Origin of the sequence: Streptomyces lycii (genome assembly GCF_009735685.1) — a bacterium.
GTDB classification, from domain to species: domain Bacteria; phylum Actinomycetota; class Actinomycetes; order Streptomycetales; family Streptomycetaceae; genus Streptomyces; species Streptomyces lycii.
On sequence record NZ_WHPN01000347.1, the window covers coordinates 43,945 to 64,458 of the forward strand.

Here is a 20,514-nt window from a genome sequence, read left to right on the forward strand (position 1 = left end):
TTAGCCTAACCTAACTACGCACTTCGCGCGAGATCGCGCCGCGTCGTCGGGTGGGGGGAGGGTCCTTGTTGTCGGTCGACGCGAAGGCGGCACCCACGAGCGCGGTGAAGGGCGCCCCGCCGCCGCCCGCGCGCCGGGCCGCCGCGGTCTCGCTGCGCGGGCTGGGGCTGCTCGCCGCGCTCGCGGTGCTGGTCCTCGTCGCGCTGCTCAGCGTGTGGGTGGGGACGCGGGGAATCCCGTTCACCTCGACCTGGCACGTGCTGTGGCACGACGACGGGTCGAAGGCCGCCGTCATCATCCACGACTACCGCGTCCCCCGCACCGTCCTCGGACTCCTGGTCGGGGTGGCGCTCGGGCTGTCGGGCGCCCTGATGCAGGCGCTGACACGCAATCCGCTCGCCGACCCCGGTCTGCTCGGCGTCAGCCTGGGCGCCTCGGCCGGAGTGGTCGTGGCCATCGCGTTCCTGGGGGTGGCGTCGGTCCTCGGCTACGTGTGGTTCGCCTTCCTCGGCGCGGCGCTCGCGTCGGCCGCCGTGTACCTGCTCGGTTCGGCCGGGCGCACGCCGGCGACACCGGAGCGGCTGGTGGTCGCGGGAGCCGCGGTGACGGCCGTGCTCTACGCGTTCAACTCGGCGGTGCTGCTGCTCGATCCGGAGGCGTTCGACTCCTTCCGGTTCTGGACCGTGGGCACGCTCGCCGGCCGCACCGCCGACGTCGTGTACGTGATCCTTCCCTTCGTCGCCGCCGGCCTGGTGATCACCCTGGCGCTGGCCCGCCCGCTGAACGCTCTCGCCCTGGGCGACCAGGTCGGCAAGGCGCTCGGCGTCCGCGTCGGCCGCACCCGGGTGCTCGGCGCGGTCGCGGTGATGCTGCTGTGCGGCGCGGCCACCGCCGCCGCCGGGCCGATCGGCTTCGTCGGCCTCGCGGTGCCCCATGCGGCCCGCTTCCTGACCGGACCCGACCAGCGCTGGGTGCTCGCGTACTCGACGGTGCTCGCCCCGGTGCTGCTGCTCGGCGCCGACGTGCTGGGCCGGGTCCTCGGCTCGCCGGGCGAGGTGCAGGCCGGTATCGTCACCGCCTTCCTCGGCACGCCGCTGTTCATCGCGCTGTGCCGTCGCCGGAAGCTGGTCATGCTGTGAGCTGCCCCGGGGACGTCCGCCCCGCACCGGACGGCCGGACCACCGGGACCGCGGACGTCCGTGCCGTCGGAGGCATCGTCGTACGGACCCGGGGCGGCGGGCTGTCCCTGCGCGTCCCGGCCCGCGCGCTCGTCGTGTCGGTGGCGCTGCTGGCCGTGCTCGTGGTGGTCGCCGGGATCACGCTGACCACCGGGGACTTCGACCTGACCGTCCCGGAGGTGCTCCGCGCGCTGGCCGGGAACGGCTCGGGCGGCGCCGACTTCGTCGTCAACACCGTCCGCCTCCCGCGGCTGCTGACCGCGCTCTTCGTCGGAGCGGCCCTGGCGGTCAGCGGGGCGATCCTGCAGAGCCTCTCGGGCAACTCGCTCGGCAGCCCGGACATCATCGGCTTCACCAACGGCGCGGCGACCGGCGCGCTGCTCGTCATCATCGTGCTGCACGGCGACATGACCGAGATCGCGCTCGGGGCACTGGCCGGCGGGCTGGCGACCGCCGTGGCGGTCTACCTGCTGGTGTTCTCCGGCGGCCTGCACGGATTCCGGCTCGTCGTCGTCGGGATCGGCGTGAGCGCCCTGCTGCTCGCCGTCAACCAGTATCTGATCACCCGGACGAGTCTCGAGGACGCCCTGGAGGCCCAGGCCTGGCTCATAGGCAGCCTGAACAGCCGTGGCTGGGAACAGGCGAACGGGGCCGTGATCGCCGTCGCGGTCCTGTTCCCCTTCGCGTTCCGGTACGCCCGCAGGATGTCGATGCTGGAGATGGGCGCCGACACGGCGCGGGCGCTCGGCGTGCGCGTGGAACGCACCCGGCTGGTGCTGCTCGTCGTCAGCGTCGCACTGGCCGCCTGCGCCACGGCGACGACGGGCCCGATCTGGTTCGTCGCGCTGGCCGCCCCCCAGCTCGCCCGCAGGCTGACCCGCCACTCCGGCCCCGGACTCGCCCCGGCCGCCCTGATGGGCGCCGTCCTGCTGGCCGTGAGCGATCTCGCGGTACAGCGGCTCTTCTCCCCCGCGATCGTCCCGGTGGGTACGGCGACCGGCACCATCGGCGGTCTCTACCTCATCTGGCTGCTGGTCACCGAGTCCCGGAAGAGCCGCGCATGACCGAACCGACGCGTCCGACGGCCCGGCTGCGGGCCGAACACCTGACCCTGGCCTACGACCGGCGGACCGTGGCCACCGATCTCTCGGTCGCCGTCCCCGACGGTTCGTTCACCGTGATCCTCGGCCCGAACGCCTGCGGGAAGTCCACCCTGCTCAAGGCCCTCGCCCGGATGATCACACCGAAGGCCGGAGCAGTGCGCCTGGACGGCGCCCCCGTCTCCTCCTACCGGCCGCGCGACCTCGCCCGCAGACTCGGCCTCCTCCCGCAGAGCTCCACCGCGCCGGCCGGCATCACGGTCGGGGACCTGGTGGCACGCGGCCGCTATCCGCACCAGCGCATGCTCAAGCAGTGGTCGGTCGAGGACCAGGCCGCGGTGACCGGGGCGATGCGGCAGACCCATGTCCTGGAGCTGGCCGACCGGCCCGTCGAGGACCTCTCCGGCGGCCAGCGGCAGCGCGTGTGGCTGGCCATGGTGCTGGCCCAGCAGACCGGCATCCTGCTCCTGGACGAGCCGACCACCTTCCTCGACATCGCCCACCAGGTCGAGGTCCTCGACCTGTGCGCCGACCTGCACGCGCGGAAGGGGCACACGATCGTCGCGGTGCTGCACGACCTCAACCAGGCCTGCCGTTACGCCACTCACCTCGTCGTGATGAGGCCCGGCGGCACCGTCGCGGCCGAGGGCCACCCGTCCGCGGTCATGACCGCGGAGCTGATCGAGGACGTGTTCGGCCTGCCGTGCCGGATCATCGACGACCCGGAGACCGGCACTCCGCTGATGGTGCCCGCGGCCCCCCGGCGCCCCGCCGCGGCCGGCGACGCCGCCGTCGCGCACACCCCCTAGGGAGGCACCGACCGTGCTCTGCACGAGGCTGACGAACGCCAACATCCTCACCATGGACCCGGACCACCCCGTCGCCCACGACCTGGGCGTCTGGCGGGGCCGGATCGTGGGCCTGGACGAGGCGGTCACCGGGCTGCCCGCCCGGGAGACCGTCGACCTCCAGGGCGCGACCGTGCTGCCCGGGTTCATCGACAGCCATGTCCACCTCGCCTGGACGGGGCTGAAGGCCGCCGAACCGAGCGTCGCCCCCTGCGAGCGCGCCGAGGACGTGCTCGCCGTGGTGGAGCGGGCCGCCCTGCGCAAGGACCCCGGCGCCTGGGTGAGCCTGGCCGGATACGACCAGCGGTCCCTGGGCCGCCATCTCACCGCCGCCGAACTCGACCGGGCCGCCCACGGACGCCGGGTGTACCTGACGCACGACTCCGGGCACGCCTGCGTCGTCAACAGCGCCGTCCTGGACCTGCTGCCCGACGGCGTGCCGCACGAGAACGGTTGTCTCGCCGAGGCCGCCATGGGCGCCGCCCGGCAGCTGCGCCTTCCGTACTCCCAGGACGAGCTGGCCGACGCGATCGCGCACGCCGCCGGAGTCTGCCGCGCGGAAGGGGTCACGGCCTGCGCCGAAGCGGGGATCGGCGGCGCCCTCTTCGGCCACACCCCGGTCGAACTGGGCGCCTACCAACTGGTACGGGAGCAGGGCCGGCTGCCGCTGCGGGTCCGGCTCATGGTGGCCGCCGACGCGCTGCGGCCGGTCGGCGCCCACCCGGACGACGGCATTCCGCGCGCCCTCGGCCTCGGCCTGCGCACCGGGTTCGGCGACGACCGGCTCTCCGTCGGCGCGCTCAAGATCTGGACCGACGGCGGCATGATGGCCCGCACCGCCGCGCTGAGCGCCCCGTACCAGGGCCTGGAGCACGCCGGGCAGTTGCAGGACGATCCGGAGCGCATCACCCGGGCGATCGTGGACGGCCACCTCGCCGGATGGCAGCTCGCCGTCCACGCCATCGGCGACCGCGCCGCCGACCTCGTCCTGGACGCCCTGGAGCTGGCCCGGCGCCTGCGCCCGCGCCCGGACGCGCGGCACCGCGTCGAGCACGCCGGGCTGATCCGGCCGGACCAGCTGCCGCGCCTCGCGGCACTCGGCGCGATCGCCGTCGTCCAGCCGAACTTCCTGCGCTCCTTCGGCGACGACTACGCGTCGGTCATGGGCGAGGACAGGGCGCCGTGGCTGTACCGGGGGAGGGGCTTCCTGGACCACGGCATCACCCTGGTGGGCAGCTCCGACCGTCCCGTCACCGACGGATCGCCGCTGCGGGCCGTGCAGTTCATGGTGGAGCGGGCCTCCGCCACCGGACGGGTGATCGGCCCGGACGAGGGCGTCACGGTGGAGGAGGCCCTGCGCGCGTACACCGTGAACGGAGCCTTCGCCTGCCGCCTGGACGACAGCCTGGGCACGCTCACCCCCGGCAAGCGCGCCGATCTGGTGGTGCTGGGGGACGACCCGCGGCGCGTCGGCCCGGCACGCATCGGGGACATCGAGGTGGTCGCGACGTACGTCGACGGCCGGGAGGACGGGAAGTGGACACCGTGAACGCACGGAGGGACGGCGTCGGACGCTACGCGCACCTGTGGCAGGACGGATCCTCCTACCCGCACCGGTGGGTCATCTGGACCACCGCCGCCGAGACCATGGTCTTCGACCGGGCGGACAACCGCCCCGTGGACATCGACGGCGAGGAGGCACTGCGCGAGGTGTTGCGCAGGATGCGCGAGGCGGGAGCGCCGGAGTGCGACACCTACCCGGGGCGGCCCTGCGCGTAGCCCGGCCGGCCCGGCCTGCGGTGTCCGCCCGGGCATCGGGAACGCCCTCGCGCCCCAGCCGTACGGCGCCGCGCCCCAGCCGTACGGCGCCGCGCCCCTGCCCGTTCGCCCCCGGCCGCCGGACCGGCGGACCGTCCGCCGCCCGGAGTGGAAGGCCGTCCGGGGGTAGGAGAGGATGTGGCAGCTTGGGCCGATCGGCCCGGGACGGGACCGCGTTGGCGTCCCGGCCGGACCGTCCGCGAAACGACGAGGAGCGGGAAAGGTGTTGTCGGGCACGGGGGCTGAACCGGGACGGGCCGGTCCGGGACAGGTCGTGGCGGGACGCTACCGGCTGCTGGAACGGATAGGCAGCGGCGGCATGGGATCCGTCTGGCTGGCCGAGGACCCGGTCCTCGGCAGGCGGGTGGCGCTGAAGAAGATGCACGCGCCGCCCGGGGTGAACAGCCGTGCGGAGGCCACGGCGTACGAGCGGATGCGGCGGGAGGCGCGCAGCGTCGCCCGGATCAGCCATCCGAACGTGGTGGCGGTGCACGACGTCGCCGACCACGAGGGGCTGCCGTGCATCGTCATGGAGTACGTCCCCTCCCGCACCCTCGGCGAAGTGCTGGACGAGCACGGCCCGGTGACCGCGGACGAGGCCGTACGGATCGGCCGGGGCATGATCGGCGCGCTGCGGGCGGCCCACGCCGCGGGCGTCCTCCACCGGGACGTGAAACCGGGCAACGTGCTGCTCGGCACCGACGGCCGCGTGGTCCTGACCGACTTCGGCATCGCGACGACCACCGACACCATGACGCTCACCCGGACCGGCGAAGTCATCGGCTCCATGGACTACCTGGCGCCCGAGCGCCTCCGGGGCGGACCGCCCGCCGCCGCGTCCGACCTGTGGGCGCTCGGCGCCACGCTCTACGAAGCGGTCGAGGGCCGCACACCGTTCCACCGCGACACGGCCATGGCGACGGCCTACGCCATCTGCGCCGACCCGCCGCGCCCGCCCGCCCGCGACACACCGCTGGGCCCGCTCATCGAGCACCTGCTCGCCAAGGACCCCGCGAACCGGCCGTCCGGCGAGGACGTCGAACTGTGGCTGCGGGCCCGCGCGACGCCCGGTGCCGCTCCGTTCGCCACCACGCCGCGGATCGCCACCACACCGCGGAACCCGCCGGCAGCGGACCGCGGCCGCACGGTGGCGGCCGCCGGTACGGCCCCGCGGCGCCGCACCGCCCGGCGCCGGGCCGTACTGGCGGCCACCGCCGTGCTGCTGGCCGGGGCTGCCGCGGCCGGGATCGCCGTCGTGGCACAGGACTGGGGCGACGGCGCCCGCCCGGAGACGTCGCCCACCGCCGCACCGAGCCGGGACACCGCGCCCGTGTCGCCGCTCCCGGAGGGCTACCACTTCGAGGAGGAGAAGGAGTCCGGCCTCTCCGTGCCCGTCCCGGACGGCTGGCGTCCCGCGGACACCGCCGACAGCGACCTCGCGTACACCGGGCCGGAGGGCCTGGCCGGCCTGCGCGTCAGCCTCGGCGACCTGGCCGCGTCGGACCAGCTCCAGCGCTGGAAGGACGACCGGGAGCGGTCCATCGGGGCGGGGAAGCTCCCCGGGTACGGCGAGCTGCGCATGCAGCGCACGACGTACCGCGGCATGCCCGCCGCGGTCTGGGAGTTCACCTTCCGGGGCCGGGCACGCGAATTCCGGGCCGTGTACCTGGGCTTCGGCGAACCGGGGGGCAAGGAGTACGCCCTGTATCTCTCCGCACCGAGCACCGAATGGGACCGCCACCGGGAGGTCTTCGACGTGGTGCGCCAGAACATCAGGATCAAGGGAGCGGACACGCCCGGCGGTTCGCAGAGGCCGCCCTCCTAGCGGGCCTCGCGCGCAAGCCCGCGCGTGGTCAGCGCGCACCGAACAGCGGCTGCGCCACCGATGGCGGCAGGGAGGCGGCGAGCACCACGCCCGACGCGGCGGCGTACGAGGAGGCGCGCTCGGCGACGAAGAACGGCGCGAGGGCCGCCACGGCACCCTGGTAGACGTCCACACAGGCATGTCCGGCTGACAGCAGGACGACCGGCTTGTTCCACGGCATCGGGCCAGGGTCTTGTTCCACGGCATCGGGCCATCGTCGCCGCGGGCACCGGGGTCGCCTTTCGATAAACTGCCAACCAATGCCCAGGATCCGCCATGTGCCCGCCGCGCCGACCCGCGCGCGGCAACTGGCCTCCGGCGGCCCGATCAGCGCCCACCGCCACGACGACCACCAGATCGTCTACGCCGCCCGGGGAGTCCTGGCCGTCACGACCGACGCGGGCTCCTGGATCGCCCCGGCCACCCGCGCCATCTGGGTCCCGGCCGGCGCCGTGCACGCGCACCAGGCCCACGGCGAGCTGGAACTGCACCTGGTCGGCCTGCCCACGAGCGAGAATCCGCTCACGCTGGACGAGCCCGCCGTGCTGTCGGTCAGCCCGCTGCTGCGCGAGCTGATCCTCGCCCACACCCGGACCCCGTACCGCGACGGCCCCGAACAGCGGCGGCTGCGGGCCGTACTGCTGGACCAGCTGCGCGTCTCCGCCCGGCAGCCGCTGCACCTGCCCATCCCCAGCGCCCCGCAGCTGCGGGCACTGTGGGACATCCTGCGGAACGATCCGGCCGACAACCGCACCCTGGCCGCGCTGGGCGGACAGGTCGGAGCGAGCAGCCGGACCCTGTCCCGGCTGTTCAGAGCCGACCTGGGCATGACGTTCCCGCAGTGGCGCACCCAACTGCGCCTGCACCACGCCCTGATCCTGCTGGCGGAGAACACCCCGGTGACCGCGGTGGCCCACCGGTGCGGCTGGTCCTCCGCCAGCGCCTTCATCGACGTCTTCCGCCGCACCTTCGGACACACGCCGGGGAACGCGCCCGGCAACCGGCGGCGGGATCCGCCCGGCACCCGGCCGGGACGTACGGGACCCGCCGCACCCTCGCGGTGAGCCACACGCCGTGGCGGTGCACGCGCCGATGCGGGCCGCCCGCGGCCGCCGCGGCGGAGGGACCGGCAGCGGTCAGACCCGCTCCAGCGGCCGGTGCGGTCCGTCCGGGAGCCCCACCGCGATCCGGTCGCCGGGACGCACGACGCCGCCGTCCCTGACGACACTCATGACGCCGGCCCTGCGCACGGTGTTCCCGGCCTCGTCGCGGCCGACGACCTGCTTCAGCAGCCCGTCCCTGAAGGCGTCGATCTGCAGGCAGGGGTTGCGCAGCCCGGTCACCTCCACCACGGCGTCGTCGCCGATGCGCAGCACGGTGCCGGCGGGCAGGCCGAGCAGGTCGACGCCGCGGGTGGTGATGTTCTCCCCGAGTTCCCCGGCGGCGACCCGGAATCCGGCCGCGCCCAGCTCGGCGAAGAGTTCCTCGTGGATGAGGTGGACCTGCCGCAGGTTCGGCTGCGTGGGGTCCTTGGCCATGCGTGAGCGGTGCTTGACGGTCACCCCCGCGTGGACGTCCCCCTCCACGCCGAGACCGGCGAGCAGGGTGACGCTCTCCCGGTTCGGCTTGGTGAAGGCGTACGTGGCGTTGCTGCTGACCGCCGTGACCGTTCCGTTCATGCTCGGGCCCTCCTCGCGCGGCGACATCCCGTTCGGACATCCCAGCTTCCCACCCGCCGGCCGGCGCCGCCCCGCCGCCGCGGACGGGCCGTCTCTCCCGGTCCGCCCATGCCCACTACTCACTGCAATTTCATCTTACGATATGAAATGTTGTCAGGATTACCTTGTGTCAACACCCGGTTTCCTGTTGTGATCTCGGCGGCCCGGCGGAGCACCACTCCAGCGGCCATGGCCCGGAGAACGACCTCTCCGCGGGTCATCGACATGTTCACATCCGGGGGGATCCACGCCCATGAGGCGCGACGAGAACACATCAACCGACGTCCGGCACCTGCACACACTCGGTCCGCACGGAACCAACCTGGAAGCCGCGTCCCACGCATGGCTCCGCAGGCGCGGCATCGACGGAACCGTCGAACTGCACGCCTCCATCGAGTCGGCCCTCGAGGCCGTCCCCGCCGACGGGAAGCACGCCCTGACGGCGTGTGCCGTCTATCCGGCGCTGCACACCCTGGTCTTCGGCAACCTGCACCGGCTGCGGATGATCGACAGCTTCGTCATGCCGACCCACAACATGGTGCTCGCCAGCGCGGGACCGGCGGAACCGCGCACCGTCGCCTCGCACCCCGCGCCCAGGGGACTCGTCCCCGCCGGCGCCGAGGTGCGCGAGGTGCTGAGCAACTCCCAGGCCGCTCTCGACTGCGCCCACGGCGAGGTCGACGGCTGCGTCACCACGCTCGTCGCCGCGCACAACCACGGCCTGCGGGTGCTGCGCGACTTCGGGCCGGTGCCCATGGTCTTCACGGTGCACCAGGTCGGACCCGGGACCCACTCCGGGCCGGAGCCGGCCGGCGACGCGGGACGGGCCGAGGAGGCGGAACGGGCGGAACGGGCCGCCGCCGAGCTGGAGGCGGCGCTGTGACCGCCCGGGCCCCCGTCCCCGCGAACGTCCTCGGCGACGCCGCGGAACTGGACCGCTCCCTGGTCCCCAAGGTCAACCGGTTCCGCGCCCGGCAGGCCGGCGACGGCACGGTGGCCGCGCCGGGACCGGACGACGACGCGCTGCTGGCGGCCGTCCGGGACGAGGCCTGCGACTGGTACGGCCGCCACGGCCTCGCCCACCAGGCCGACGCGCTGGCCCGGGACATCGACGAATGGCGCGCCGCCGGCCTGGACACACCGCCGCACTTCGCCCGCTCCCGCGACGCGCTGCTCCCTCCCGAGGACGGTTCGCCGGTCTTCTTCCTCGCCCCGCTGCGCAGCACCAACAGCGTGCCGCCCGTCGGCAAGCGGCTGGAGTGCTTCTACGCGCTGCGCAAGGAGCCCGCGGCCCTGCCGGAGCTGGCGGTCACCCACCCGCATCCGAAGAACAACTGCCAGTCGCTGCTGCTCGTCACGGGCAGCGAGGGCGTCGCGCACGGCAACTGCCTGGTCTTCTTCCCGGAGAACGTGGCGTCGCACGACAAGATCCGCGAGCAGCCGTACGCCATGTTCTTCTACAACAAGATGCGGAAGATCCATGAAACGTACGCGCTGCCCGGGGCCGAGGCCGTCCTGACCGCGGACTCCGTGCCCCGCGCCTCCACCGGCCTGGCGCCCGGCGTGTGCTTCGAGGCGCGCGCGATCTGGGGCTACCTGCACGACTCCATGCACTACCAGGGCCTGTGGCCGTTCGACCAGAACATCTCGCTCAAGATGAACTGGTTCGTCGGCCTCCTGGAAGAGATCAAGGTCGACGCGAAGACCGTGCTCGCCTGCGCGGACGGCGGGATCCCGTACGCCGAGCAGCAGATCGACATGATCCTGCTGGAGCGGGTCTTCCGCTACCCGCAGGCGGACGACGCCACCCGCAACTTCGACTCCGGCACCGGTGTCTTCCTCTACACCTGGCTGCGGGAACACGGCGCGCTGACCGGCTCCCCGGACGGCGGGGGACTGCTGCGGCTCGACCGGGGCCGGGCGGTGGCGGCACTGCGCGACTACGTCGCCGCGGTGGAGAAGCTGGAGGCGGACATCGGCACCGACGACGAGTACCGGGCGGCGGCCCGCGCCATGGTCCGCGAGTACCTTCCCGAGGGGGAGGAGAAGCAGCGCTACCGGTTCACCGACGACCAGCGGACGCTGCTGCGCGCCAAGCAGGGACTGGCCCGGCTGCCGGCGCTCCGCTTCGCCCGGGCCGAGTGGTGACCGGAAGCCACCCGGCGCGACGGCAGGGCGGGCCCCTCCTGGTGCCCGCCCTGTCCGTGCTCATGGTCATCCTGCTCGCCGCCGGCTGGCTGCTCTCCGGGCGCCTGGTCAGCGGCGCGCCCCCGCTCGCGGTGGCCGCGGGACGCACGGCGGCCGCCTTCGTGACGCTCGCCGTCGTCGCCGCCCTGCGCCCGGGGGCGTGGTCCGGTGTCCGCACCGCGGCCCGCCGCCCCCGGGCCGTGGTCCTGCTGGCCTTCCTCGGCTTCTTCGCGTACTACACCGGAACGCTTCTCGGCATCGGCCGGATCGGGGCATCCCGCGTCGGGCTGATCGTCTCCCTGCTGCCGTGCGTCACCTTCCTGATCGGCATCGCGGCCTACCGGGAGCGGTCCTCCGTCCGCAAGGCCGCGGGCACCGCCCTGGCCGTCACCGCGGCCCTCGGCTACGGATTCGTGGACGGCGGCGCCGCCGGGCCGGCCTCGGCGGGCGGGGACGCCCTGCTGACCGGCGGCCTCTTCGCGTTCGGCGGTACGGTCACCTACGCGCTCTACGGTTACGTCTACCGGCAGCGGATGGCCGATCTCCCGCCGCTCGCCGCCCTGCCCGCGATCACCGGCGCGGGCACCGTGATGCTGGGGCTCGCCGTCGCGCTGTTCGTACCGCTCACCGGGGTGACCGCCGCCGACTGGGGCGGGATCCTGCTGCTCGGCGCCGTACTCACCGCCCCGGTCTTCCTGATCTCGCACGAACTGATCCTGCGCAAGGGGCCGCTGTTCACCTCGGCCGTGGCGCTGGTCGTGCCGTTCCTGATCCGGCTGGGGGAGTGGGCCCTCGGCTGGGCCGGGCCGCCCGGACCGGCCGCGCTCGCCCTCATCTGCCTCTGCTCGGCCGGGGTGTGGCTGACGGTGGGCGGAAGGCGTCCGGCGGCGCCCGCCGCGGCTGCCGCCGCTCCCGCGCCGGCCGATGCCCGACGCACGCAAGGAGCACCGTGAACCCTCGCCCGAGCCCCCCTCCCACCGTCGTCCTGGTGTATCAACGGGTCTCTCTGCCCTGGGTCTTCGACAGCGCCCGGCGGGCCGGTATCCGGATCGTCCTGGTACCCCGGCCCGACGAGCGGCCCGGCCCGGAGCAGCTGCCGCCCGCCGTGGTGGACGTCCTGCCGCTGGACTGGGAGAACGACCCGGCGGACGCGCTGGCCGCGCTGCGGCGGCGGCACCGGGAGGCCCCGTTCGACGGCATCACCACGCTCTACGACCCGGCCGTGCCGTTCGTCGCCGAGGCCGCCGAGGCCCTCGGGCTGCCCGGTGTCGGCCGGGACACCGCGCTCGCGGCACAGGACAAGCGGATCATGCGGGAGCGGCTGGCCGCCGCCGGGCTCAACGTCCCGCGCTTCGTCCGGCTGGACGGCGACGCGCCGGGCACGGACGTCCCGGGGCTGGACTTTCCCGTGGTCGTCAAACCGGCTCAGGGCTTCTCCAGCCTCGGCGTGATGAAGGCCGGGACCCGGGCGGAGCTGAAGGGCGTCGTCGACGAGGTGCGGCGGGTCAGCGCGGGCAGGCCCGGCCGGGCCGGGGGCGGCCTCATCGTGGAGGAGTTCCTGGACGGCCCGGAGTACGCGGTCGAATCCCTCGCCCACCGCGGCCGGGTCCAGGTGCTGTCCATCGGCTACAAGGGCGAGCCCGAGGGGCCGCACTTCGAGGAGAGCGTCTACCGGGCCCCGGCCGGACTGCCGGGCGGCGTTGAGGAGGCGGTCCGGCGCGAGGTGATCGCCGCGCACGCCGCGCTGGGCGTCACGGACGGCCCCACCCACACGGAGCTGAGGCTCCGCGGCGGCACCCGGCCCCATCTGCTGGAGATGGGCGCCCGCATCGGGGGCTCCGGCGTCTCCCAGTACATCGCCCACCGGGTGACGGGGATCGACCTCGCGGCCGACGCCCTGCGGATCGCGGCCGGGCTGCCGCCGGAGTCCTTCGAGGCCGGCCGTGATCCCCGCGCCGTCGGCGCCGCGGCGAACTACATCGTGCCGTGCGGCGGTTCCGGCCGGATCACCGCCGTGCACGGCCTGGACGAACTGGCCGGGGACCCGCGCGTCGACCACGTCGTGCGGATGCTCCGCCCCGGTGACGTCGTGCGCCCGTATCCCGACTTCACCGGCTATCCCGCGTTCATCCTCTCCCACCACGCGTCCACCGCCGAGGCGGAGGAGTTCCACCGCTTCCTGGACCGTGCCGTCCGGATCGACTACGAGCCCGAGGACACGACACGATGACCACGCCCCCGTTCGACGACCGCGACGGCAGCATCTGGCTGGACGGTGCCTTCGTCCCCTGGCGGGACGCGAAGCTGCACGTCCTCTCCCACGGACTGCACTACGGCGGCGGCGTCTTCGAGGGCGAACGCGTCTACGGCGGACGCGTCTTCAAACTCACCGAGCACTCGCGGCGCCTGCACACCTCGGCCCGGGAACTCGGCTTCCGGCTGCCGTTCGCCGTGTCCGAACTGGACGACGCGAGCCGTGAGGTCGTGCGCAGGCAGGGCATCGCCGACGGCTATGTCAGACCGGTCGCCTGGCGCGGCAGCGAGCAGCTCGGCGTGTCCTCCGCGGGCACGTCGGTCCATGTGGCCATCGCCGCCTGGGAATGGCCGCACGTGTTCTCCGCCGACGCCCGGCTGCGCGGGATCCGGCTGTCCACCTCCAGGTGGCGGCGCCCCTCCCCGGACACGGCGCCGGTGCACGCCAAGGCCTCGTCGCTGTACAACATCTGCACCCTGGCCCGGGACGCGGCCGTGGCCGCCGGCCACGACGACGCCCTCCTCCTGGACCACCGCGGCCACCTGGCCGAAGCCACCGGGGCGAACCTCTTCCTGGCGATCGGCGGAGCCCTGCACACCCCCATCCCGGACGTCGTCCTGAACGGCATCACACGGCAGACCGTGATCAACCTGGCCCGGGAACTGGGCATCGCGGTGTACGAGCGCCACATCCGGCCGGAGGAACTGTCCCGCGCGGACGAGGTCTTCCTCACCGGCACCGCCTACGAGGTCCAGCCGGTCGTCGCGGTCGACGAGCACGCGTACAAGGTGGGGAAGCTCGCCTCCGCGCTGTCCGAGGCCTATGGCCGGCTGGTCCGCGGACCGGCGCCGCGGCGGTAACGGCGCCCCGCCCCGGCCGAAAACGCCACGAGCTTCCCAGCGGCGCTGACGGACCGTCCGCCACCGTTCCCGGCGATTTCCCGCCGGACGGGTCCGCGCACCGCGCCGAGATGCGCCGCGCCGAGAATTCGGAGCGCGAGGGCGGCGGACAGTGGTCGCATTCTTGGGTGCAATGACACCGGGTGATGATTTGCCCCGAGGAATGGAGCGGGGCCACGTTCCGTGGAACGCGGCCCCGCCGCCCTGCGAACCGCTGTCAGCTCGCGGTGTTGGTGTGCCAGACGGCCCGTCCCCTGGCGTCGTAGATCACGACATTGCCGTCGTCCTGGACGGACAGCGTCTGACCCTGGCGCCATGTTCCGGAGGCCCACACCGGATTGCCGCCGGCGTCGTAGAGCACGAAGTTGCCGTCATTCTGGAAGACGGCGCAGTTGCCCCGCGACCAGGCGTTGGGCGCCTGCCACACCGGCCTGCCGTCGCGGTAGACCACGAGGTTGCCGTCTTCCTGGAGGCGCAGCACGGTCCTGCCGTTGCCCGAGGTCAGGGCCATGTTCTTGCAGATGGTGGTGCCACGGGCGAAGTCCCCGTTCGCCATGATGCGCGCGCCCTCGGCTCCCTCGGCCGACGCGGACTGCTGTGCCGGGGCAGCGGGGGCCGCCGCGACAGCGGTGGCCGTACCGCCGAGGGCCAGAGCGGCCGTCACCGCCGCGGTCGCCAGATAGCGACAGAATGCGTTCATTGCGTAACTCCCCTGGAATGGTTGACGATCCGGAAGTCCCGAAGTCGCCAAAAAAGAGATACCCGGGCACTTTCGCGCTCATCCGGGCTTCTTTTTCGGGGGGAGTTGAAATGGACAGTCCGTCGGGGCTCAAGAGAATGGTTTTTCCTCTTGCGCGGTGGATTTCCGGTGTGCCGGAACGGCCGTGTAGGATGACGTAAATCGCATTCATATCGTCCGACAAGACGACGGAGGTGGCGAGGAATTATCGGATGTCACGGCCGATCGCGGCGGACCGAATTGCCGTCGACTGTTTGAGGAATCGTTGATTCCAGTTCTTCCCGCGTTCCGGTCGGGAAATCCTCCGCGATTCCGCCCGCCGCAGCCGCGCCCTCACCACTGAGACGCGCACATCGCGTTTTGGTTCCCGGGCGGCTACCGGCTCTTCGCCGCCACATAGACGGTGTTCGTCGCCGTGCCGCCCTGCAGCGGGTTCTCGAAGCCGACCGTATGGGCCTCCGGCGCGGTGAAGACCTCGGCCAGCACGGAGGTGAACTCCTCGTCCGGGGGGTCGTTCGACCACAGGGCGAAGACCCCGCCGGGCCGGAGACGGCCGGCCAGGGCACGGAGCCCCGCCGGCCGGTACAGCGCGGCGTGGCGCGGATTGAGGACATGGCGCGGCGAGTGGTCGATGTCCAGCAGGATCGCGTCGAAGAGCTGCCCCGGCCGGTGCGGATCGAGTCCGGCGGGGTCGTCGACCGCCGCGAAGAAGTCCCCCCGGACCAGCCGGCACCGGGGGTCCGAGGTCAGCCCTTCGCCCAGCGGCACCAGATGCCGCCGGTGCCACTCGATCACGGCGTCGAGGGCCTCGACCACGGTCAGCGAGCGCACCCGGCTGTCGTCCAGGGCCGTCCGCGCGGTGTACCCGAGCCCCAGCCCGCCCACCGCGACGTCGAGTTCGCCATCGGGCAGGCCGGCCAGCCCGAGGCGGGTGAGCGCGATCTCCCCGGCCGTGAAGAGGCTGGACATCAGGAACTCGTCCCCGAGCTTCACCTCGTACACATCGCTGCCCGACGCGGGATCGCGCCGACGCCGCAGGCTGATGTCGCCCAGCGGCGTCGGGCGCCAGTCGATCTCCTCGAAGCGAGCGCTCATCCATGCACCTTTCTCGGCTTTCCCGGCTTTCCCGGCTTCCCGGCTTCCCGGAGTCCTGGGGTCCCGGAGTCCCGGGTCAACTCGGTTTCGCGCGGCCGCGCCCCGGGCAGGGTCCCGGGATCGGCCGCTTCCCGGGCCGCTTCCCGGGCCGGTCCCGCGAGGCGCGGGCCCGTCCGGGCCTACGCGTCGATGACGACGGGAATGATGAGCGGCTTGCGGCGGTAGGTCCGGAACGCCCAGGACGCCACGGCGCGGGCGATGAGCTGTTCGAGCTGGTGCGCGTCGCCGACACCTTCCTCGGCCGCCGTGGCCAGCGTCTTCTCGATGACCGGGACGACCGGCTCGAAGGTGGTCTCGTCGTGCACGAAACCGCGGGCCAGGAAGTCCGGCGCCTCGGCCAGGGCCCCCGTGTCGGCGTCCACGATCGCCACCACCGTGACGACGCCCTCGGCGGCCAGGGTGAGCCGGTCCTTCAGGGACGCCTCGGTGGCGCCGCCGACCTCCATGCCGTCCACGTAGACGTTGCCCGCGGGCACCTTGCCGGTGATGGACGCGCGCCCGTCGACGAGGTCCACCACGACACCGTCCTCGGCGATGACCACGCGCTCCGGGTCGACACCGGTACGGATCGCCAGGTCCGCGTTGGCCCGCAGGTGCTTCCACTCGCCGTGCACGGGCATGACGTTCCGCGGCCTGACGATGTTGTAGCAGTACACCAGCTCACCGGCGCTGGCGTGCCCGGAGACGTGGACCTTGGCGTTGCCCTTGTGGACGACATTGGCCCCCCACCGGGTCAGTCCGTTGATCACCCGGTAGATGGCGTTCTCGTTGCCGGGGATGAGGGAACTGGCGAGCAGCACCGTGTCGCCCTTGCCGATACGGATCATGTGATCGCGGTTGGCCATGCGCGACAGCGCGGCCATCGGTTCGCCCTGCGATCCGGTGCACACCAGGGTGATCTTGTGGTCCGGCAGCTTCTCCAGTTCCTTGATGCTCACCACCAGGCCCGACGGCACCTTCAGATAGCCCAGGTCGCGGGCGATGCCCATGTTGCGGACCATGGAGCGCCCCACGAAGGCGACCTTGCGGCCGTACTGGTGGGCCGCGTCCAGCACCTGCTGGATACGGTGCACATGACTGGCGAAGCTGGAGACGATGACCCGCCGCGGAGCGGTGCGCAGCACCTGCTCGATCGCCGGGTTGAGTTCCTTCTCCGAGGTGGTGAAGCCGGGGACCTCGGCGTTGGTGGAGTCGGTGAGGAACAGGTCGACGCCCTCCTCGCCGAGCCGGGCGAAGGCCCGCAGATCGGTGATCCGGTCGTCCAGCGGGAACTGGTCCATCTTGAAGTCGCCGGTGTGCAGCACCATGCCCGCAGCGGTGCGGATCGCGACCGCGAGCCCGTCCGGGATCGAGTGGTTCACCGCGACGAACTCGCAGTCGAAGGGGCCGAAGCCGCGCCGGTCGCCCTCCCGCACCCGGACGGTGCGGGGCTTGATGCCGTGCTCCTTGAGCTTGGCCTCCAGGAACGCGAGCGTCAGCTTCGAGCCGACGACGGGGATGTCCGCCCGTTCGCGCAGCAGATAGGGAACACCGCCGATGTGGTCCTCGTGGCCATGGGTCAACACGACGGCCACGATGTCGTCGAGGCGGTCCCGGATGGACGTGAAGTCGGGCAGGATGACATCCACCCCGGGCTGGTTCTCCTCGGGGAACAGCACACCGCAGTCCACGATGAGCAGCTTGCCCGCGTGCTCGAAGACCGTCATGTTGCGGCCGATTTCGCCCAGGCCGCCCAGGGCGGTGACCCGCAGCCCTCCTCGGGCGAGCGGAGGGGCGGATTTCAGTTCGGGATGCGGATGACTCATGCCCTGACGCTACCGGAGAGTCATCCCCGGATGATCCACCGACCGCACCGCCGGCCCGTTCCGTGCTGCCGCGCGGGCCGGCGGATACGGCGTTCGGCTCAGCCGGGCACCGTCACCAACTGCTCTTGGTGACTCCCGGCAGTTCCCCGGCGTGCGCCATCTCGCGCAGCCGGATGCGCGAGAGGCCGAAGGCCCGCAGGTGACCGCGCGGGCGCCCGTCCACCGCGTCCCTGTTGCGCACCCGGGTGGCGCTCGCGTCCCGCGGCTGGCGGCGCAGTTCCCGCCGGGCGGCGTCCCGCTCGTCGTCGGACGCGTGCCGGGAGGCGATGACCGCCTTCAGCTCGGCCCGGCGCCCGGCGTAGCGGGCGACGGTCCTCCGGCGCTGCTCGTTCTTGGCGATCTTGCTCTTCTTCGCCATCAGACCCTGCCTCCCCCGGCGCGGATACGGGCCACGGCGGCTTCGATGCCGATCGTGTCGACGGTCTTGATCCCCTTGGCGCTGAGAGTGAGCCGGACGTGCCGGCCCTCGCTCGGCAGCCAGTAGCGCCTGCGCTGGACGTTCGGGTCGAAGCGGCGCTTGCTGCGGCGGTGCGAGTGGGAGACGCGGTTGCCGAAGCGGGGGTGCCGGCCGGTGAGTTGGCAGTGGGCGGACATGGTCCCTCCTCATGTCGTGGACGGTCGTACGGCAGCACCGTAGCAGCCAGATGAAAATGAAAATCAATATCTGTATGCTGGCGGCCATGGCTCGCAACGAACTACGCCCGGTGATCAAGCTGAGGTCCACGGCCGGCACCGGCTACACCTACGTGACCCGGAAGAACCGCCGTAACGACCCCGACCGGCTGACCCTCCGCAAGTACGACCCCGTCGTCGGCCGCCACGTCGACTTCCGAGAGGAGCGCTGATCCCCGTGCAGCCGGGCATCCACCCCGCATACGGGCCGGTCGTCTTCCGTGACCGGTCCGCCGACTTCGCCTTCCTCACCCGCTCGACCGCCACCAGCGACAAGACCGTCGAATGGGAGGACGGCAACACCTATCCGGTCGTCGACGTGGAGATCTCCTCGGCGAGCCACCCCTTCTACACCGGCGCCCGCAGGGTCGTGGACACCGCCGGCCGCGTCGAGCGCTTCGAGCGGCGTTACGGCCGGGGCGGGGGAAACCGGTGAGCCGCGACGAGACGCGGCTGCCCGTCGCGGTGGTCGCCGGACTGCACGCCGACGCCCGGCGGGCCGCCGTCGAGGAGATCCTGCGCACGGTGCCCGGTTCCGTGGCCCTGCACCACGACCTGTCCGCCGCCACCGACGGCACCGTGCACCGCACCGTACGAGACGCCGGCGGGCCGCTGGGCGGCGGAGACGCGCCGCTGGTGAACGACTGCGCCTGCTGCGCGCTGCGGGAGGACCTGATCCCGGAGCTGGAACGGCTGGCGGGCGGCGGCAGCCCGCGGCTGGCCGTCGTCGAGCTGTGGGACTCGGTCGAACCCGAGGCCATGGCCGCCGTCATCGACGCGGCCGGCGCCCCGCTGGAGCTGACCGGGGTGGCCACCGCCGTCGACCCGGCCCTGCTCGTGCCGTACCTCTCCAACGGCGACGATCTCGCCGAGGCCGGCCTGGCGGCGGCGCCGGCCGACCAGCGCACCGTCGCCGACACCTTCGCCCGGCAGCTGGAATATCCCGCGGTGATCGCCGTCGCCGAGGACGGCTCGGCCGGCGAACCGGCGGACGACGGCGACCGCGCGCTGCTGGCCCAGCTCACGCCGGGCGCGCGCGTGGTGCCCGTCGGCGGTGACGGCCTGGCGGCCGCGCTGCTGGCCGGGTTCGACGTCGCGGCGGCGGCCGCCCGGAGGCATCCCGCGAGCGCGCTGCTGCCGCAGGAGTGCGACGAACACGGGGTGAGCACCCTGGTCTGGCGGAGGGACCGGCCCTTCCACCCGGAGCGGCTCTACGCGGCCCTGGAGGACCTGGCCTGCGCCGCGGCCCGCAGCCGCGGGCGCTTCTGGCTGGCCGACCGGCCCGACACACTGCTGGCGTGGGACGCCGCGGGCGGCGCGCTGTCCGTGGAGCCGGCCGGGCCCTGGCTCGCGGCCCTGCCGGACGCCGCCTGGGACCTGGTGCCCGCCGAACGCCGCGTCGCCGCCTCCCTGGACTGGCACCCCGCACACGGCGACCGCTGCCAGCACCTCACCTTCACCTCGCCCGGCCTCGACCGCGACGGCCTGCTGGACGTGCTCGACTCCTGCCTGCTCACGGACGCCGAGTACGCGGCGGGGCGGGACGGCTGGGCACGGCTGCCGCACGCCTTCGACCATCTGCTCGCCCCGGTGACCTGAAGCGCCGCGCGGACCCCGCAACACCCCCACGCAGAGAGGAACCCCGATCATGGCCCAGCGCCGGGACACCGCGCGCCGAACCGTCAAGCGGCGGGTCAATCCGCTGGACGCCGCCGGCATCACCTACGTCGACTACAAGAACACCGAGCTGCTGCGGAAGTTCATCTCCGACCGCGGGAAGATCCGCAGCCGCCGGGTGACCCATGTGACGCGCCGGCAGCAGCGGCAGATCGCCCGGGCCGTCAAGAACGCCCGGGAGATGGCCCTCCTCCCGTACCGCTCCCGCTAGAAGCCCGGCGCACCGCGCACCGCGCACCGCGCACCGCGCACCGCGCACCGGGCACCGCGCACCGCGCACCGCGTGCCGGCGGACGCCGGTGCGCCGGTGCCGTCCGTCCCGACCCAGGAGGTCACCATGGCTGTTCCCAAACGCAAGACGTCCCGCAGCAACACCCGCCACCGGCGTGCCCGGTGGAAGGCCGCCCGCGTGCGGCTGGTGCCGGTCACCGTCGACGGTTCCGTCCAGCTCGTGCCGCGGCGGCTGGCCAAGGCGTACGAGCGGGGGCTCCTGCGCCCCGGGAACTGACGGGCATGCGCCGCCCGCACGCGGCAGCAGGC

23 protein-coding genes and 1 pseudogene are annotated in these 20,514 nt (G+C 73.1%); 17 read left to right on the forward strand and 7 right to left on the reverse strand.

Annotated features, from left to right (window positions below):
• Window positions 1-68 precede the first annotated feature (68 nt).
• From GCU69_RS22465 to GCU69_RS22490, 6 genes are all read left to right on the forward strand, one after another.
• Window positions 69-1,139, forward strand: coding sequence for a FecCD family ABC transporter permease (locus tag GCU69_RS22465; protein WP_156207009.1), 1,071 nt, complete (start codon window positions 69-71; stop codon window positions 1,137-1,139).
• Window positions 1,136-2,242 carry a FecCD family ABC transporter permease gene (locus tag GCU69_RS22470; protein ID WP_408055834.1) on the forward strand — a complete coding sequence of 369 codons (1,107 nt, stop codon included), beginning with the start codon at window positions 1,136-1,138 and terminating at the stop codon, window positions 2,240-2,242. Before GCU69_RS22465 ends, GCU69_RS22470 begins: the two co-directional genes overlap by 4 nt.
• The gene (locus GCU69_RS22475; protein WP_156207010.1) at window positions 2,239-3,087 is read left to right on the forward strand and encodes an ABC transporter ATP-binding protein; all 849 of its coding nucleotides are present in this window, start codon (window positions 2,239-2,241) and stop codon (window positions 3,085-3,087) included. The genes GCU69_RS22470 and GCU69_RS22475 overlap by 4 nt, the downstream gene beginning before the upstream one ends.
• A gap of 13 nt (window positions 3,088-3,100) precedes the next feature.
• Window positions 3,101-4,675 carry an amidohydrolase gene (locus tag GCU69_RS22480; protein ID WP_156207011.1) on the forward strand — a complete coding sequence of 525 codons (1,575 nt, stop codon included), beginning with the start codon at window positions 3,101-3,103 and terminating at the stop codon, window positions 4,673-4,675.
• Complete coding sequence (locus GCU69_RS22485; RefSeq protein WP_143671242.1) at window positions 4,672-4,905, forward strand: hypothetical protein; 234 nt, start codon at window positions 4,672-4,674, stop codon at window positions 4,903-4,905. Before GCU69_RS22480 ends, GCU69_RS22485 begins: the two co-directional genes overlap by 4 nt.
• 313 nt (window positions 4,906-5,218) lie before the next feature.
• Window positions 5,219-6,769, forward strand: coding sequence for a serine/threonine-protein kinase (locus GCU69_RS22490; protein ID WP_268969334.1), 1,551 nt, complete (start codon window positions 5,219-5,221; stop codon window positions 6,767-6,769).
• A gap of 37 nt (window positions 6,770-6,806) precedes the next feature.
• Here the strand turns inward: GCU69_RS22490 and GCU69_RS22495 are convergent.
• Window positions 6,807-7,010: pseudogene (locus tag GCU69_RS22495) on the reverse strand (hypothetical protein); the annotation flags it as partial.
• A 58-nt stretch (window positions 7,011-7,068) separates the two neighbouring features.
• Between GCU69_RS22495 and GCU69_RS22500 the strand changes: the two are divergent.
• The gene (locus GCU69_RS22500; protein WP_156207013.1) at window positions 7,069-7,872 is read left to right on the forward strand and encodes an AraC family transcriptional regulator; all 804 of its coding nucleotides are present in this window, start codon (window positions 7,069-7,071) and stop codon (window positions 7,870-7,872) included.
• A 72-nt stretch (window positions 7,873-7,944) separates the two neighbouring features.
• Here GCU69_RS22500 and GCU69_RS22505 read toward each other — a convergent pair whose 3' ends face one another.
• Window positions 7,945-8,487: an MOSC domain-containing protein gene (locus GCU69_RS22505; protein WP_098754733.1), complete on the reverse strand. Its 543-nt coding sequence runs from the start codon at window positions 8,485-8,487 to the stop codon at window positions 7,945-7,947.
• A 292-nt stretch (window positions 8,488-8,779) separates the two neighbouring features.
• Between GCU69_RS22505 and GCU69_RS22510 the strand changes: the two genes are divergently transcribed.
• Genes GCU69_RS22510 through GCU69_RS22530 form a run of 5 tightly spaced genes read left to right on the forward strand, consistent with a single transcriptional unit; the run spans window position 8,780 to window position 13,827 of the window.
• On the forward strand, window positions 8,780-9,409 hold the full coding sequence (locus GCU69_RS22510) for a type 2 periplasmic-binding domain-containing protein (RefSeq protein ID WP_235978636.1): 630 nt from the start codon (window positions 8,780-8,782) through the stop codon (window positions 9,407-9,409).
• On the forward strand, window positions 9,406-10,674 hold the full coding sequence (locus tag GCU69_RS22515; RefSeq protein ID WP_156207014.1) for a DUF6421 family protein: 1,269 nt from the start codon (window positions 9,406-9,408) through the stop codon (window positions 10,672-10,674). Before GCU69_RS22510 ends, GCU69_RS22515 begins: the two co-directional genes overlap by 4 nt.
• A gap of 41 nt (window positions 10,675-10,715) precedes the next feature.
• Window positions 10,716-11,666: a DMT family transporter gene (locus tag GCU69_RS33970; protein ID WP_156207015.1), complete on the forward strand. Its 951-nt coding sequence runs from the start codon at window positions 10,716-10,718 to the stop codon at window positions 11,664-11,666.
• Window positions 11,667-11,701: 35 nt separating this feature from the next.
• Window positions 11,702-12,943 carry an ATP-grasp domain-containing protein gene (locus tag GCU69_RS22525; protein WP_235978637.1) on the forward strand — a complete coding sequence of 414 codons (1,242 nt, stop codon included), beginning with the start codon at window positions 11,702-11,704 and terminating at the stop codon, window positions 12,941-12,943.
• On the forward strand, window positions 12,940-13,827 hold the full coding sequence (locus tag GCU69_RS22530) for a branched-chain amino acid aminotransferase (RefSeq protein WP_098754729.1): 888 nt from the start codon (window positions 12,940-12,942) through the stop codon (window positions 13,825-13,827). The genes GCU69_RS22525 and GCU69_RS22530 overlap by 4 nt, the downstream gene beginning before the upstream one ends.
• Before the next feature lie 256 nt (window positions 13,828-14,083).
• Here GCU69_RS22530 and GCU69_RS22535 read toward each other — a convergent pair whose 3' ends face one another.
• The 5 genes from GCU69_RS22535 to rpmB form a co-directional block, all read right to left on the reverse strand.
• A complete protein-coding gene (locus GCU69_RS22535; RefSeq protein ID WP_156207016.1) occupies window positions 14,084-14,566 on the reverse strand; it encodes a hypothetical protein in 483 nt (160 codons plus the stop codon).
• Window positions 14,567-14,980: 414 nt separating this feature from the next.
• Window positions 14,981-15,700, reverse strand: coding sequence for a polyamine aminopropyltransferase (locus GCU69_RS22540; protein WP_156207017.1), 720 nt, complete (start codon window positions 15,698-15,700; stop codon window positions 14,981-14,983).
• A gap of 179 nt (window positions 15,701-15,879) precedes the next feature.
• Window positions 15,880-17,565: a ribonuclease J gene (locus tag GCU69_RS22545; protein WP_098754726.1), complete on the reverse strand. Its 1,686-nt coding sequence runs from the start codon at window positions 17,563-17,565 to the stop codon at window positions 15,880-15,882.
• Between the two features lie 112 nt (window positions 17,566-17,677).
• A complete protein-coding gene (gene rpsN, locus GCU69_RS22550; RefSeq protein WP_098754725.1) occupies window positions 17,678-17,983 on the reverse strand; it encodes a 30S ribosomal protein S14 in 306 nt (101 codons plus the stop codon).
• Complete coding sequence (gene rpmB, locus GCU69_RS22555; protein WP_098754724.1) at window positions 17,983-18,219, reverse strand: 50S ribosomal protein L28; 237 nt, start codon at window positions 18,217-18,219, stop codon at window positions 17,983-17,985. Before rpmB ends, rpsN begins: the two co-directional genes overlap by 1 nt.
• A gap of 86 nt (window positions 18,220-18,305) precedes the next feature.
• Between rpmB and rpmG the strand changes: the two genes are divergently transcribed.
• The 5 genes from rpmG to rpmF all read left to right on the forward strand — a co-directional run bounded on the left by rpmG (window position 18,306) and on the right by rpmF (window position 20,482).
• A complete protein-coding gene (rpmG, locus tag GCU69_RS22560; RefSeq protein WP_009192555.1) occupies window positions 18,306-18,470 on the forward strand; it encodes a 50S ribosomal protein L33 in 165 nt (54 codons plus the stop codon).
• Window positions 18,471-18,475: 5 nt separating this feature from the next.
• Window positions 18,476-18,733, forward strand: a complete 258-nt coding sequence (locus GCU69_RS22565; RefSeq protein WP_098754723.1) for a type B 50S ribosomal protein L31 — start codon at window positions 18,476-18,478, stop codon at window positions 18,731-18,733.
• Window positions 18,730-19,896 (forward strand): CobW family GTP-binding protein, encoded by a 1,167-nt coding sequence (locus tag GCU69_RS22570; RefSeq protein ID WP_156207018.1) that lies wholly within the window; start codon window positions 18,730-18,732, stop codon window positions 19,894-19,896. Before GCU69_RS22565 ends, GCU69_RS22570 begins: the two co-directional genes overlap by 4 nt.
• A 49-nt stretch (window positions 19,897-19,945) precedes the next feature.
• A complete protein-coding gene (gene rpsR / locus GCU69_RS22575; protein ID WP_098754721.1) occupies window positions 19,946-20,185 on the forward strand; it encodes a 30S ribosomal protein S18 in 240 nt (79 codons plus the stop codon).
• Window positions 20,186-20,311: 126 nt separating this feature from the next.
• On the forward strand, window positions 20,312-20,482 hold the full coding sequence (rpmF, locus tag GCU69_RS22580; RefSeq protein WP_098754744.1) for a 50S ribosomal protein L32: 171 nt from the start codon (window positions 20,312-20,314) through the stop codon (window positions 20,480-20,482).
• The last annotated feature ends 32 nt before the right edge of the window (window positions 20,483-20,514 follow it).